The following is a 14945-nucleotide window of genomic DNA, read 5'->3' as shown; positions in this document are numbered from 1 at the left end:
GGGTATGGCGCTTAAGCCGTTACTTGATCATTTAGGGATTCGCCTAAGACATTGAGACGAGCTTCCCATTCTTGATTAGTCAATTTGTTTTCCGCAATGTAGCGGTTGCGTGGGTGGCGACGGCATTCTGGGCAGCAACCACGAACGTATTTGTCTTCATTTTCGACACTAGTCAGGATACGACGGTTACATTCTGGGTTCCCACAGTTAACATAGCGTTCGCATGGAGTACCATCGAACCAGTCTTTCCCGATTACAACAGGATCTACGTGGTTAATGTCAACCGCAATCCGTTCGTCAAAGACGTACATCTTACCATCCCACAATTCGCCTTTTACTTCAGGGTCTTTACCATAGGTAGCAATCCCACCGTGGAGTTGGCCGACATCTTTATATCCTTCACGTACCATCCAACCGGAGAATTTCTCACAGCGGACACCACCTGTACAGTAGACAACGACACGCTTGTCCATGAATTTTTCCTTGTTGTCGCGTACCCATTGTGGTAATTCGCGGAAATTACGAATGTCAGGACGGATGGCACCACGGAAGTGACCTAAGTCAAACTCATAGTCGTTACGTGTATCAAGGACAACGGTGTTTTCATCTAACAAGGCTTCCTTGAATTCTTGTGGTGACAAGTAAGCACCAGTAGTTTCTAATGGGTTGATGTCGTTGTCGAAGTCGTTATCTTCTAAGCCCAAGTGGACAATTTCTTTTTTGTGACGAACGAACATCTTCTTGAAGGCTTGTTCTTCTTCTTCGTCAATCTTGAACCAGAGATCTTCCATACCTGGTAGGGAGTGAACATAGTCCATATATTTTTGAGTGGTTTCGTAGTCACCTGAGACAGTCCCGTTAATCCCTTCGCTTGAAACGAGGATCCGGCCCTTAAGGCCAATAGACTTACAGAAGGCCAAGTGGTCAGCTGTAAACTTATCTGGGTTCTCGATGTTAACGTACTTGTAGTAAAGAAGCACGCGAATTGGTTTGGTCATAATTTACCTCCTTGTAGTTGCAAACTACATAAATTTATGGATAGTATCATTATACGGCAAAAAAGGCTTGAGGACAACTTTTGAGCCGGTTTTTGCGCTATCTGTAAGAAACTTGTAACCTCCCTACACAATCCCCGTCTAAGTGGCTCAAGTATGTCAAAAAAGCTGGCCAGATTAATTCTGGGCCAGCTTTTGGTTGAAGCGTTCTTGCAGATGGTTTTTGTGATGATGATAGGCTAGAAAGAGGGGGACACATGCGCCTAGCCAGGCCAGAGGACTGGCAATAGCGGGACCTACAAAACCTAAATATTGACTAAGAATCAGGGCGGCACTCATACGCATGGTCAACTCCATAATACCGGCAATAGTCGGAATTAGGCTGTCGCCAAGCCCTTGCAAGGTATAGCGATAGATGAAGAGTAAAGCTAATAACCAGTATGCAGGCGCCGAACAGTAGAAGAAGACTTGACCGTAGTGGGCCATTTCCAGTCCTTGGCTACCTTCAGCGAAGAGGGTAACAACCTGAGCTCCGGTCAGTGCTAGGATGACGCCAGACACTAGCGCAACACCGACAGATAAATAGGTCATTTGGCGGACTCCTTGGCGGATGCGGTCAAATTGAGCGGCACCAAAGTTTTGGCCTACATAAGTTGCCATGGCAATCCCAAAGGACATGAGGACTAAAATCACAATCTGTTCAATCTTAGAGGCCGCTCCGTAACTGGCAATGGCTAGAGGACCTAACTGGTTGAGAGCCACTGTGACCGAAATGGAGCCAATGGCAATAATAGATGACTGGAAGGCCATTGGGAAGCCCATATTGAGGTGATAACGGACTTCTTCAGCTACCAGCATGGCCTTCTGCCAGGAAACCTGCAGTAGTGGCCAACGACGGTGAATGGCCCAGAGGCAAAGGATAACCGAGACAGCTTGTGACAAGACCGTCGCGAGGCCAGCACCCGCAACCCCCATACCCACGTTCACGATGAAAACATAGTCTAAGACGATATTGGTTAAGGCCGCGATGATAAGAAAGTAGAGAGGCGTCCGGCTGTCTCCCAAGGCCCGCATCATATTACTTAGCAAATTGTAAAGCATGGTGACAGTACAAGCGCTGAAGATGACGATGAGATAATCGTAAGTATATTGAATGATTTCAGGCGGCGTCATCATGACTTCTAGAATTTGGCGGAGGAAGAAGGTAGACAGGAAGGTCAAGGCCATGGAAACGCAGAGCGCGATAGTCCAGGCAATGGTGACTGAACGCCGTACCTTATGGAAATCCCTAGCACCAAAAGCCTGGGCCAAAGGAATCGTTAATCCTGCCGTCAGCCCTTGTGCGAAGCCAAGAATCAGAAACATGACGCTGGATGAAGCAGAAATTCCTGCTAGGGCATCGCGCCCCATGGTGCGTCCAACAATAAAGGTGTCGACCATATTGTAGACAAGCTGGAAGATATTGCCAATTAGGAGTGGGATGGAGAAGTTAATAATGCGTTTGAGGGGGGACCCAGTGGTCATATTATGCATAAGTGACTCCTTTATAGTCAGAATGAATACTCTGAGTATAAAGGAGTCACTTAGCAAAATCAAGTAGGTTTAGAACTCTCTATCCTAGTAAGTTAGTCATCCCACTGAACGGTATAGTAGTCAGCATCTTTGGCTTGAATCAGAGGATAATTGGTCCGGTAAATAGAGCCATCTTGGTCTTGCTCGAGGTACATAACAAAACCATTAGGGTAGAGAGACAGAATCTTGGAATAGACATGGTCTTGGTCGATAATGACAGTCTTGATTTCTTGGTCGCTGGCGAACCAGTCAGTGACCAGGTGGAAATAAGAACCGATTGAGACTTTGGTTTCATAAACAAGGGTCGTAATAATGGATTGATTCATGGTTAACGCTCCTTTTTTTATAAGCTATTTCCATTATAACAAGGAAATGGGGGCGGTTTCAAACAAAAATTCGAAACAAACTTACAAATTCTTGTCAGAATGGTAAATTTTTAAGCGATAAGCTATAAAAAGCCCGCCAAAAGTGCTATAATAGGAATTAGAAACGGTTTCATTCAGAAAGGGTGGGTCGTATGAGAGTCAAAGTCACTAAGTCAGAGCGTGAGCTCATAGAACGTGAGCTGAGACGGGGGACCACTAAGTCTCGGATAGCCTCCCTCTTGCATGTCAATTTCGAGACGGGTTGCCAAATGATTCAGCGAGTCCGTGAACAGATTCGTCCTGAGATTGGTGACCAAATACGCTTTACCTTCCGGCAGGTCCATATGCGGGGGACCATCCGTAAACTTCTGACCAACAGCGCTGTCGTCGACATCGATTGGCTCCGGTCAGATCCGACTATGAAGGATATTTGTACTAGCCGCACCATCGTCAATTTCAAGGATATTGTCGCCTACATCAACTGTGAGCATCTTATTCAAGATGATGAAGAAGGGGAAGAGCCCCTAAGTCCTACTGCTCAACAAGGGATTTAAGCTCACAGCATTTAAATAAGAGCCTCCTATCACGTGTTTGCGATAGGAGGCTCTTGGTCTGAAGACTATTGTTCTTGGTAGATTAATTGATAGAGTTCAGCTGTAACAGTTTGATAGGTCTGGCGATGCTTAGCTTCTGGTACTAGGTCATAGGGAGTCGGTAGGTCATTCTCAGTTAAGAAAAGCTGGAACCACTCCTTGGCTGAACCATAGGCCTCTTCAAAGTAGGGGTAAACGGCTAAGGCTTGAAGGACGAACTGCTGAGAAAATTCAATCATGAGATGAGGATTGAATTGTTCGCAGTAGTCTTCGATGACTTGAAGACCGGCCACATAAGAAGACTGGTGACGGTAATCTTGAAGTTTGGCTACCGTCAATTCATGGACTTGGCCAAACCAGTTATAGGTCACTTTACCTGGATAGTTCTGGTAGAGTAGGTAATGTAAGACGTCACTCTTGATATATTGAGGTAGGTCTGGATGAGTCAGAATGGCCTTAAAGAAAGGCAAGGCCTTGTCTAAAGGCAGGTCGTAGGTATATTTAAGGAAACTGAGTAACTCAAATCCTTGGCCGTCATAGATTTGATTGATAAAAGTCTCAATGGCTTCCTGACCCTGATCCAGGGCTTGCTCCAAGCGCCGGGCTAAGCGCTGGGTATGATTGAGTTGATGAATGAATGGTAAGAGGTCTTCACTGTCCCATCCAGCTGCTTGGAAGCGTGCTTGAAGCTGATAGAGCCGCAAGAGGGCAGCGTCTAAGTCGTAAAGGAGGGACAGACTAGCTCCATATAAGAGGAGAACATTCCAATCATTAACGGCTTCTATATCAGGGAAATAAGTTTGCCAACAGTTCAAAAGGTCAGCTTTTTGTCCCCGAGCAATATATAATTTAATCAGTTCCTCGAAGACATGAACCTGAGGATCTGTCTCATAACTCTTGATTAGCAATTCTTGTGCACGGCCAAAGTCATGGACCTTGAGGGCACTGAGTGCTTTGCGATAATATTGGTCCGCATTGGTCGGAAATTCAATTACATCACTCATTTTGCCACCTCTTTCTTGTCAATACTTAAATCCGTGCTATACTAGTTATATTATAGCACAATACATTAATAGTTTGTAGACAAATAACAGATAAGGAGCGAAAAAATGCTGAAGGTTTATACGGATGCTGCCTTTGCCTATAAAAATCAATCTGCCGGCCTGGCCATTCGGATTCTGGCGCCTGATCAACTCTATGAACAAGTTGTTTTCCTCAATCAGGTAGCAGACAATCATCAGGCGGAATTTTTAGCTATCTTGCGCGCTCTAGACTGGTTGATAGAATTGGGACTGACCCAGGACTTTATTTGGTTACATGCCGATAGCCAGGTAGCCATTCGGGCCATTGAAAAATCCTATATAAAGGATGCACGTTATGCTCCTATTTTAGATCATATCCTAAGTCGACTGGACTACTTTCCAAATCTCTATGTCAAATGGATAGCTGAAAAGGAAAATCAGGCAGCCGACCAGTTAGCAAAATCGAGCCTAAATAAGGCGGTTAGCTGGGCGCGGACATCGCCTCGCTAGCCAAGTTGGCTTTTGCGTGGCATAATAGAGATAGTTAATCAAGGTCCGGATCTCAGATTTATGGGGATAGATTATGTGACTAAAAGTGCACAATTCACTAGGGTGCGAACGTATATTCGCTAGCATTCTTAGGAATTTCGTGGCATAATAAATTGAATAGACTTCTCTATTTAAGATAGAATCATTAATTCTTCTGAGAAAGAAGTAATCATTGATGGAGGTAGATGAGCGATATGGCAGAAAAAAATTTAACCGCTAAAGATATTTTACAAAAAGAATTTACCCGCGATTTTCGTGGTTATAAAGCATCTGAAGTAGATGAGTATTTGGATAGCATTATCCGTGACTACGATTCTTACCAAAAGGATGTGGCGACTTTGAAGAATGAAAATGAGCGCCTAATCAGCAAAATTGATGAATTGACCAAGCAACTTGCCTTGGCTAAGAAGAACAATGTGCCAACCTCACCAGGCTCTGGTGTCACTAACTTCGATATCCTTAAGCGTCTCTCTAACTTAGAGAAACATGTCTTTGGATCTAAGATTGGTAGCACAGACAACACCATGTCTTATTCAGACGTGACACGTTTCCAATAAAAGAACCTCAAGTAGATTTTAGGTAATCGCGGCTAGTAATAGTTGAGGAAAGTCCATGCTCGCACAGGCTGAGATGCCTGTAGTGTTCGTGCTTAGCGAAACCATAAGCTAAGGTAGTGCCTAGCGCTAACGGCAGGCAAAAGGTCTAAGGCTTCGGCTATGACTGAGTAACCTCTAAGGTGCCACAGAGACGAGGCTGGTTGGAAACAACTAGCGTGGAACGCGGTAAACCCCTCGAGCGAGCAACCCAAATAGTAACCTAGTTTTCTAGGGAGACTGGTCGGGGCACTTTTCCTAGGGAAATGAACCGATGGAAGAGGCGGGTCACTGAGTGACCGGCAGACAGATGATTACCCCACTTAAGGTGCATAGCCTATTTCCCTTAAGTGACAGAACATGGCTTATCGAAATTTACTTAATAGGCTTTTGCTTAATACAACAAAGGCGCTTCTCCCTCTCTGGCGAGGAGGGCTTTTTTTCTAAGGGCAGGATTGTCTTGCCCGCAACGACAAGTTAAAGATGAGGAGCCCCTTATGACAAACTATAACCTATTGGCTACCGTTGCCGCCGGCATTGAGTCCGTGACGGCCCAAGAATTGAAGCAGCTAGGCTATCAAGTTCAGACGGAGAATGGGCGCGTGCGTTTCTCTGGGAATGTCCAGGATATTGCTAAAACCAACCTATGGCTAAGAACGGCTGACCGTATTAAGATTGAATTTGCTAGTTTTCAGGCCAAGACCTTTGAAGCCCTCTATGATTTGACTTATGCCTTGCCATGGGAAGACATTCTGCCTTTGGATGCTAATTTTCCTGTGTCCGGCAAATCCGTTAAGTCCCAGTTACATAGCGTGCCTAACTGCCAGAAAATCGTCAAAAAGGCTATTGCTAGTCGACTCATGTCCTACTATCATCGTCGGACCAATTTGCCTGAGACAGGGGCAGTCTATCCTATCGAAGTTTCTTTGGTCAAAGACCAAGTCAGCCTGACCTTGGATACTTCTGGCACCTCCTTATTCAAGCGTGGCTACCGAGTAGAGAAGGGTGCCGCCCCACTCAAAGAGAATATGGCAGCTGCCTTAGTCATGTTAACGACTTGGTATCCTGACCGACCACTTTACGACCCATGTTGTGGTTCGGGAACCATTGCCATTGAGGCAGCCTTGATTGGGCGTAATATTGCGCCAGGTCTTAAGCGGGAATTTGCGGCCGAACATTGGACCAGCTTAGATCCAAGTGGGCAAGTATGGCAGCAGGCGCGCCAGGAAGCCCAAGTTCAAGCCAAACCAGATGTCATGATGGACATTGAAGCCTGCGACATTGACCACCGTATGGTTGAAATTGCTAAGGCCAATGCTCAAGAAGCTGGAGTAGCAGATACGATTTCCTTTAAGCAAATGCAACTCAAGGACTATCGTCCTAAGGTGGATTACGGTATATTAATTGCTAACCCGCCTTATGGTGACCGTATGTTGACAGAGGACCAGGTCCACGCTCTCTATGCGGACATGGGCAAGCTCTATAACCAAATGCCGACCTGGAGTAAGTATATTTTAACTAGTGATGAAGCCTTCGAGACCTACTATGGGGCCAAGGCAACCAAAAAACGTAAGCTCTACAATGGCGCCCTCAAGGTAGATTATTACCAATATTGGGGTGAGCGGAAACCCCGTCAAACAAGCGATGATATGTAGATATTCATAGCAAAAAATCCCTCAGCAGATTCTGCTGAGGGATTTAGTCTGTTATGGAGATGAGGGGAATCGAACCCCTGTCCAAATATCTCGCCACAATCAAGTCTACGCCAATAGTCTAGCTATTTGGTTTAGCGCAGAGACCGCCACTAGACAGGCTGTCATCCTTGCGAGTCTGATCATCTCTTCGTGATTTAACAGACGGATAAATCACGCGTATCCCACTTAAATAAAACCAGCTACTAGCACATGGGCGATGTTAGGCTGATTTTCCGCTGCAGGTTATTAAGCTGCTAAAGCGAAAGAGTTGTTTTGGTTGTTTGCAGTTATATTTAACTGTAGCGTTTTAAGGCGGACGCAACCCTCCTGACGCGTCAAAAGCTCGAACAATACCTGTCGAAACCGTGACATCCCCTAAAGGATAGCTAGATTCTATCAATAAAGGGTTAAATTGTCAATTAATCAGCCTGGGAGACAGGCTTAAGGGATTGACTTTTGCCCCTATAATCTTTAAGCTAATAGGGTAAATAATTTTTTAGGAGGTCACCCCATGACTAAGAAATATCATGTGGCCATCTGCGGTGCGTCTGGTGTTGTAGGGCGTAAAATGCTGCAAGTATTACACGAACGAAACTTTCCATTTGAGACTTTAACCTTGTTCGCTTCCAAGCGTTCAGCTGGCAAAACTATTAGCTACGCTGGCAAGGATTATGTCATTCAAGAATTAACGGAAGAGGCTCTTCAAGCGCCGATTGAGATTGCCCTGTTCTCAGCAGGGGGCGAGACCTCTAAGCATTTTGGGCCAATCGCCGCTAGTCGTGGTATCTATGTGATTGACAACTCCAGTGCTTGGCGTATGGATCCTAAGATTCCTTTGGTAGTGCCTGAAGTCAATGGTGATGTCTTGAAGGCTGAAGACCATCTGATTGCCAACCCTAACTGCTCGACCATTCAGTCAGTCGTGCCATTAGCTGTTCTACAACCATACGGCTTGAAGCGCGTCATCTACAATACCTATCAAGCAGTATCAGGAGCAGGCCAAGCTGGTATTAATGACTTAGAAAATCATACGACTGAAAAATTCCCTTATTCAATCAATAATAATGTCTTGCCGCATATTGATGTCTTCACTGAGTCTGGCTATACCAAGGAAGAAATCAAGATGATTGAAGAAACTCGGAAAATTCTACGTATGCCAGACTTACGTGTAACAGCTACTACAGTTCGAGTTCCAATCAAACACTCTCATGCGGTCTCTATTAACGTTGAATTGGAACGAGACTTTGATTTAGCAGAAATTCGTCAAGCCTTCCAAGAAGCGGAGGGAATCATTCTCTTGGATGATCCTGCTAACCTTAAGTATCCACTTCAGTCAGAGGTGGAAGATCATGATGAGGTTTATGTTGGACGAATTCGTCGTGATGAGTCAGTTCCTTACGGTCTCAACATTTGGGTGGTAGCCGACAACATCCGTAAAGGGGCGGCCACTAACACCATTCAAATCGCAGAACAACTTATTAAAGACGGTATTCTCTAAGGAGACAAAAGGCGCCCTGTGAGGCGCCTTTTTATATTATTGGTAGAGAAGGTAGGCGTTGGCGCTAATTAAGATAAGTGTATCGAATAAGTCTATTGTCTTAATTAGTGTAGTTAACTAATTAAGACAAGCGTGTTTCTGGTGTGTTCTTTTTAATGAATTGTTTTCACTATAAATTGATTAAGAATGTCTAAAGGCTTTCATAATAGGGATTGTGGACGATTTGTTAGGTCTATCTGGCCATGCCTAGGGATTGACAGACGGCCCATAAAACCTTATGATAGAGGGTGTGGTTGACACATTATTTATTTTGAAATCATCCAAAAATTTGAAATGAATAACGATAATAATGAATAGATTAATAGGAGGTGATACGATGGACCTATTGCAGCTCACCTTCGCAGTAATCGTTGCTTTAATTATCGGGGTAGTGATCGGCTATATTTTCAAGAAGAAAAGCGATGAAAAGCACATCGGAAATGCTAAGGCAAATGCAGAATCCATTGTTGATGCGGCTATTGCACAGGCTAAGACCCTCAAGCGGGAAGCCTTGTTCGAAGCCAAAGAAGAAAATCTCAAGTACCGTAATGAATTAGAACAAGAACTGAAGGAACGCCGGACCGAAGTAACTGGAATGGAAAAACGTCTCCTTCAACGGGAAGAGACCTTGGACCAAAAGAGTCTGATCTTAGACAAACGCGAACTCAATCTTGAGAGCAAGGAACAAGACTATCAAAAACGTCAAAAGACCTTGACCCAACAGGAAGAGAAGGTTCAAGAATTGGTCGTTGCCCAACAAAGTGAATTAGAACGGGTGGCAACCCTATCGCGTCAAGAGGCGCAAAACATCATTATGACTGAGACAGAGCAAGCTTTGTCCCAAGAAATTGCAGTCATGATTCGGAATGCAGAGCAAAAAGCCAAAGATGAAGCTGATCGCAATGCCAAAAACATTATCTTACAAGCCATTCAACGGAGTGCTCCGGACATTGTGTCTGAGAATACAGTGACCGTAGTACACTTACCAAGTGATGACATGAAAGGTCGGATTATCGGGCGAGAAGGCCGCAACATCCGTACTTTGGAAAGCTTAACCGGGATTGATTTAATTATCGATGACACGCCAGAAGCAGTCGTATTAAGTGGTTTTGACCCAATTCGACGTCAAATTGCTAAGTTGGCTTTGGAGAAACTGATTCAAGACGGCCGGATTCATCCAGCGCGTATTGAAGAAATGGTGGATCGGGCGCGTCGCGAGATTGACGAGAAAATCCGAGAAATCGGGGAACAAGCGACCTTTGATGTGGGAATTCATTCTCTCCATCCTGATTTAATCAAGATTATTGGTCGTCTATCCTTTAGAACCAGTTATGGGCAGAACGTCTTGAACCACAGTATTGAAGTTGCCAAACTTGCTGGCGTTATGGCTGGCGAGTTAGGTGAAGATGTGGCTCTAGCCAAACGTGCAGGTCTTCTGCATGATATTGGTAAGGCACTTGACCATGAGATTGAAGGCTCACACGTTGAAATCGGGGCAGAGATTGCCAAGAAATACAACGAGCCAGAAGTAGTAGTGAATGCTATTGCTTCCCACCATGGTGACACTGACCCAACTTCGACCATTGCTATCTTGGTAGCTGCCGCTGATGCCTTATCTGCAGCACGTCCAGGTGCCCGCAGTGAATCCTTGGAAAGCTACATCCGCCGTCTGGAAAAATTAGAAGAAATCTCTAATAGTTTCCCAGGCGTGGCTAATAGTTTTGCTATTCAAGCTGGGCGCGAAGTCCGTGTCATGGTTCGTCCAAATGAAGTCAATGACGCTGGCGCCTCACGAATCGCTCGTGATATCCGCAACCGGATTGAAGCAGAAATGAACTACCCAGGCAATATTAAAGTAACCGTTATTCGCGAAACGCGCGCGGTTGAATACGCCAAATAATTGATGGAGAGGTTGGAACTTGTTCCAATCTCTCTTTTTGTGTATTTTTTGGGGAGGTTGCGAGCTGAGTTTGATGGCGCTTACTCTGATGCAGGATTTCTAAATTTCATTTAAGACCCTCGGGTTACTCTTAGGTCAAACAAGTCGGACTTTCCTTTATATTTTGACCTTTTTGTGTTAAAATGTAGAAGAAAAAAAGGAGGCGATGAGGTGGTTCGTTACGGACAAATAGTCAAGGCCCGCATCAGTGACAAAAATGAGCGTCACTTTTTCGCACAATATGAAGGTGAGACCTTCACCGTTCTACCGGGGCAGATAGATATACAAAAGTACCAAGTTGGTGACCAGATTGAAGGCCTTATCTATGAAACCAAGGCCCGCAAGAAAGTAATTCAAGTTGACTTGCCGGCTATCCGACCTGAAATCTATGGTTGGGGTAGTGTGGTTAGCAGCCGTAAGGATTTAGGCGTCTTTGTTGATATTGGCTTGCAGGATAAGGAAGTGGTCGTATCCTTGGATGACCTACCCCTTAATACAGCTCTCTGGCCTAAGAAGGGCGACCGGCTTTTCCTAACTTATCAAGTGGATGCTAAGAATCGTTTCTGGGGCAAGTTGATTGAACCTGAAGCTATGCAAGCCTATTTTAAGCGCGCAGCTCGTGCTATGAAGAATCTCAATGTCACAGCTACCGTTTATAAGGTTAAGTTAGCGGGTTCTCTCTGTATTACAGACGGTGGACACTCGGCTTTCTTACATGAAAGTGAGACTCTTGATACTCCACGTCTTGGTCAAGTCTTGCAAGCTCGTATTATCGGCGTGCGTGAAGACGGCGGCCTTAATTTGTCGGTCAAGCCACGAGCTTATGAAGCTTTGGATGATGATGCCGGTATGATTCAAGCCATCTTAAGAAAAGCGCCCGGACATTATTTGCCACTGCATGATAAGTCAGATCCAGCAAGTATCCAGACTCAGCTTGGCATTTCTAAGGCCCAATTTAAACGTGCCGCCGGTAACTTAATGAAACAAGGCCTCATTCGTCAGGTCAAAGGAGATGGACTCTATCTGACTCAAGTCCAAGACTCAAGTGCAGAGATTGATCCATTAGGCAATAACTATGAAGTTTAGCCAGGCTGTCCAGGATTTTGAACGTTATCTTCTCTTAGATATGAACCGGTCTGCTAATACCATTCAGAGTTATCGGCGCGATTTGGCTAAGTTTCAGGCTTATCTGACGGAGCAGGAGATTGACAAGGTAGAGGCGATTGATGAGGTAACGGTGCGAGCCTTTCTAGCAAAACTCAGCCAAGCCTCCTATGCAGCTTCCTCGACCAGTCGTATGCTATCTAGTTTGAAGCAGTTTTTCCTCTTTTTACGCAAAGAGGGCATTCTAGAGATAAATCCTATGTCCTTGGTCCATCGGCCTAAACAAGGTAGACATCTACCTAAAGTCCTAACTGCTAAGGAGATTGAAGCCTTGCTTCAAGCGCCCGACACTAGTAGCCCGCATGGTTTGCGTGATCGGGCTATCTTTGAACTCATGTATGCCACTGGTTTGCGGGTAACAGAGTTGGTGCAACTTAAATTAGAAGATTTGCACTTAGAATTAGGTTTTATTCAGACTCTAGGGAAAGGGGACAAGGAGCGACTGGTCCCCCTAATTGATGAAGCCATTGAATGGCTAGAGGCCTATCTGGAGCAGGTCCGTCCTAGTTTCCTAAGATTAGCTGGCTCTGCCAGTCCGCGAGAAGTCTTTTTGACAGAACGGGGCAAGGCCTTCACCCGTCAAGGAATCTGGAAAAATCTCAATAAGTATGTGGCCTTAGCTGGTATTAAACAAACCGTCTCACCTCATATGTTGCGTCATTCTTTCGCAACTCATCTGCTGGAAAATGGTGCTGATTTGCGTATGGTTCAGGAACTACTGGGCCATGCGGATATTTCAACGACACAGATTTATACCCATATCAGTACCCAACGTTTGCAGGAAGTCTATCGTAAGTACTTCCCGCGCGCGTAACTTGTCATCTTCCGACTGGAGAGGTGGCCTAATAATCAAGACGGTCATTCACTGACCGTCTAGGGAAAGAGGAAAAAATATGAAATTCAAACGTATTCATTTAATCGTCTTAGATTCTGTTGGGATTGGTGAAGCTCCAGATGCTGCAGACTTTAACGATTTAGGGAGCCATACCCTAGGCCATATCGCAGAAGTTGCGGGCCTCAAAGTCCCTCACATGGTTGAATTAGGTTTGGCTAATATTGAACCTTTAGCTGGCTTGACACCTGTGGCATCCTCCAAGGGTTACTGGACTAAGTTAGAAGAAGTTTCAGCTGGTAAGGACACTATGACCGGTCACTGGGAAATCATGGGGCTTAAAATTGAAACACCATTCCGCGTCTTCCCTGATGGTTTTCCTGATGAACTAATCGAGCGTATTGAAGCCTTTTCTGGTCGTAAGGTGGTCTGCAATGCCCCGGCTTCTGGTACTGAAGTGCTTGAACAATATGGGGAACATCAAATGAAGACAGGGGACCTAATTGTTTATACCTCTGCAGACTCTGTCTTGCAAATTGCCGCCCATGAAGACATTATTCCATTAGAAGAACTTTATCGCATTTGTGAGTATGCTCGTGAGATTACCTTAGAAGATCCTTACATGTTGGGACGTATTATTGCTCGCCCATACATTGGGACTCCTGGCAACTGGACTCGTACTGCCAATCGTCATGACTATGCCTTAAGTCCTTTTGCGGATACAACGCTGGACTTCCTGAAGGCAGGCGGATATGATGTGATTTCCATCGGGAAAATCAACGACATCTTCAATACTAAGGGGATTACGGATGCCGTTCGGACCAAGTCTAACATGGACGGGGTAGATCAACTGCTGAAGATTATGGACCGTGACTTTACCGGTTTGTCCTTCACTAACTTAGTGGACTTCGATGCCATCTATGGTCACCGCCGCAACACAGAAGGTTACGCCCAAGCTTTAGAAGATTTCGACAACCGCTTGCCAGAAATCTATAGCAAGCTAGGCCAAGATGATTTACTTTTGATTACTGCTGACCACGGTAACGACCCAACCTATAGTGGAACCGACCATACCCGTGAATATGTGCCAATTCTGGCCTACAGCCCATCCTTCACGCAAGCAGGTGAGCTCAAGGCGCGTTACTATAGTGATATCGCAGCCACCATTTCTGATAACTTCGGTGTTGCCAAGACCGAACAAGGTTCTTCATTCTTAAGTCAATTAAATTAGGACATAGTCAGCAAGGAGGAAAATAAATGTTTACAGAAACCATTCAATACTTAAAAGACCAGGGTTTAACTTATCCACAAGTTGGTTTAATCCTAGGTAGTGGCCTTGGAGAGCTTGCTGAAGATGTGGAAAATGCTATCCGCATTCCATATGAAAATATTCCTAATTTTCCAGTCTCTACAGTTGCTGGCCATGCTGGTCAATTAGTTTATGGGGACTTGGCAGGTAAAAAAGTCTTGATTTTACAGGGCCGTTTCCATTATTATGAAGGTTATGATTTGAACACTGTGACTTATCCAGTTCGTATCTTCAAGGAACTTGGGGTAGAAACTGTGATTGTAACTAATGCAGCAGGTGGGATTAATACTTCATTCCAACCAGGCGACTTAATGATTATTACGGATCACCTTAACTTGGCAGGCAACAATCCACTGATTGGCGCAAACTTAGATGCTCATGGCCCACGTTTTGTTGACTTAACAGAGACTTATAGCTTGCGAGGTCAAGCCATCTTACGTCAAGCCGCTGCCAAAGAAGGAATTCATCTCCAACAAGGGGTCTACACTTGGGTTACCGGGCCGTCTTATGAGACGCCTGCTGAAATTCGCTACATGCGGACCATTGGTGGTGATGCAGTTGGAATGTCAACCGTGCCAGAAGCCATTGTGGCTAAACATTGTGGTATGGAAGTCTTAGGGATTTCATGCATTACCAACTTAGCAAGTGGCATGCAGTCTAGCCTCAACCATGAGGAAGTCATGGAAATCTCTGCTAAGGTAAAACCACACTTTAAGAACTTAATTAAAAATACCCTAGCTTTACTTTAAGCGACTTGCCAGATTGCTAGGGAAGAAAGGAG

The 14945-nt window shown here is 45.0% G+C and carries 14 protein-coding genes and 2 other RNA genes; 11 read left to right on the top strand and 5 right to left on the bottom strand.

What is annotated here, in order from left to right; translation table 11 throughout:
• Positions 1-11: 11 nt before the first annotated feature.
• From V7R82_RS05960 to V7R82_RS05950, 3 genes are all read right to left on the bottom strand, one after another.
• On the bottom strand, positions 12-998 hold the full coding sequence (locus tag V7R82_RS05960) for a rhodanese-related sulfurtransferase (RefSeq protein WP_298078276.1): 987 nt from the start codon (positions 996-998) through the stop codon (positions 12-14).
• A 174-nt stretch (positions 999-1172) separates the two neighbouring features.
• On the bottom strand, positions 1173-2528 hold the full coding sequence (locus tag V7R82_RS05955) for an MATE family efflux transporter (protein WP_338541901.1): 1356 nt from the start codon (positions 2526-2528) through the stop codon (positions 1173-1175).
• A gap of 92 nt (positions 2529-2620) precedes the next feature.
• A complete protein-coding gene (locus tag V7R82_RS05950; RefSeq protein WP_291427242.1) occupies positions 2621-2893 on the bottom strand; it encodes a hypothetical protein in 273 nt (90 codons plus the stop codon).
• A 191-nt stretch (positions 2894-3084) separates the two neighbouring features.
• Between V7R82_RS05950 and V7R82_RS05945 the strand changes: the two genes are divergently transcribed.
• A complete protein-coding gene (locus V7R82_RS05945) occupies positions 3085-3486 on the top strand; it encodes a DUF2187 domain-containing protein (RefSeq protein WP_291454944.1) in 402 nt (133 codons plus the stop codon).
• Positions 3487-3551: 65 nt separating this feature from the next.
• Here V7R82_RS05945 and V7R82_RS05940 read toward each other — a convergent pair whose 3' ends face one another.
• Positions 3552-4529: a hypothetical protein gene (locus V7R82_RS05940; RefSeq protein ID WP_338541899.1), complete on the bottom strand. Its 978-nt coding sequence runs from the start codon at positions 4527-4529 to the stop codon at positions 3552-3554.
• A gap of 105 nt (positions 4530-4634) precedes the next feature.
• On the opposite strand from V7R82_RS05940, the gene V7R82_RS05935 reads away from it, so the two are divergent.
• From V7R82_RS05935 to V7R82_RS05920, 4 genes are all read left to right on the top strand, one after another.
• A complete protein-coding gene (locus V7R82_RS05935) occupies positions 4635-5057 on the top strand; it encodes a ribonuclease HI family protein (protein WP_291454108.1) in 423 nt (140 codons plus the stop codon).
• A 233-nt stretch (positions 5058-5290) separates the two neighbouring features.
• Positions 5291-5653, top strand: coding sequence for a cell division regulator GpsB (gpsB, locus tag V7R82_RS05930; protein ID WP_070755408.1), 363 nt, complete (start codon positions 5291-5293; stop codon positions 5651-5653).
• Positions 5654-5667: 14 nt separating this feature from the next.
• Positions 5668-6062: RNase P RNA component class B (rnpB, locus tag V7R82_RS05925), an RNA gene on the top strand.
• Between the two features lie 124 nt (positions 6063-6186).
• A complete protein-coding gene (locus V7R82_RS05920) occupies positions 6187-7344 on the top strand; it encodes a THUMP domain-containing class I SAM-dependent RNA methyltransferase (RefSeq protein ID WP_291454109.1) in 1158 nt (385 codons plus the stop codon).
• A 51-nt stretch (positions 7345-7395) separates the two neighbouring features.
• Here V7R82_RS05920 and ssrA read toward each other — a convergent pair.
• Positions 7396-7759, bottom strand: a transfer-messenger RNA (tmRNA) gene (gene ssrA, locus V7R82_RS05915).
• Positions 7760-7894: 135 nt separating this feature from the next.
• Here ssrA and V7R82_RS05910 point away from each other — a divergent pair.
• The 6 genes from V7R82_RS05910 (at position 7895) to V7R82_RS05885 (ending at position 14913) form a co-directional block, all read left to right on the top strand.
• Entirely contained in the window at positions 7895-8881 is a 987-nt protein-coding gene (locus tag V7R82_RS05910; RefSeq protein ID WP_070755410.1) for an aspartate-semialdehyde dehydrogenase, read from the top strand.
• Positions 8882-9257: 376 nt separating this feature from the next.
• Positions 9258-10820, top strand: coding sequence for a ribonuclease Y (gene rny / locus V7R82_RS05905; RefSeq protein ID WP_035363833.1), 1563 nt, complete (start codon positions 9258-9260; stop codon positions 10818-10820).
• Positions 10821-11030: 210 nt separating this feature from the next.
• Positions 11031-11945 carry a hypothetical protein gene (locus tag V7R82_RS05900; protein ID WP_338541894.1) on the top strand — a complete coding sequence of 305 codons (915 nt, stop codon included), beginning with the start codon at positions 11031-11033 and terminating at the stop codon, positions 11943-11945.
• Positions 11935-12837 carry a site-specific tyrosine recombinase XerD gene (xerD, locus tag V7R82_RS05895; protein ID WP_070755412.1) on the top strand — a complete coding sequence of 301 codons (903 nt, stop codon included), beginning with the start codon at positions 11935-11937 and terminating at the stop codon, positions 12835-12837. The genes V7R82_RS05900 and xerD overlap by 11 nt, the downstream gene beginning before the upstream one ends.
• 79 nt (positions 12838-12916) lie before the next feature.
• Positions 12917-14086, top strand: coding sequence for a phosphopentomutase (deoB, locus tag V7R82_RS05890; protein WP_338541891.1), 1170 nt, complete (start codon positions 12917-12919; stop codon positions 14084-14086).
• Between the two features lie 26 nt (positions 14087-14112).
• Positions 14113-14913 (top strand): purine-nucleoside phosphorylase, encoded by an 801-nt coding sequence (locus tag V7R82_RS05885; protein ID WP_338541889.1) that lies wholly within the window; start codon positions 14113-14115, stop codon positions 14911-14913.
• Positions 14914-14945: the final 32 nt, after the last annotated feature.

It is taken from the genome of Abiotrophia defectiva ATCC 49176, from assembly GCF_037041345.1.
GTDB lineage: Bacteria > Bacillota > Bacilli > Lactobacillales > Aerococcaceae > Abiotrophia.
This window is presented reverse-complemented; position numbering and strand designations above follow the sequence as displayed.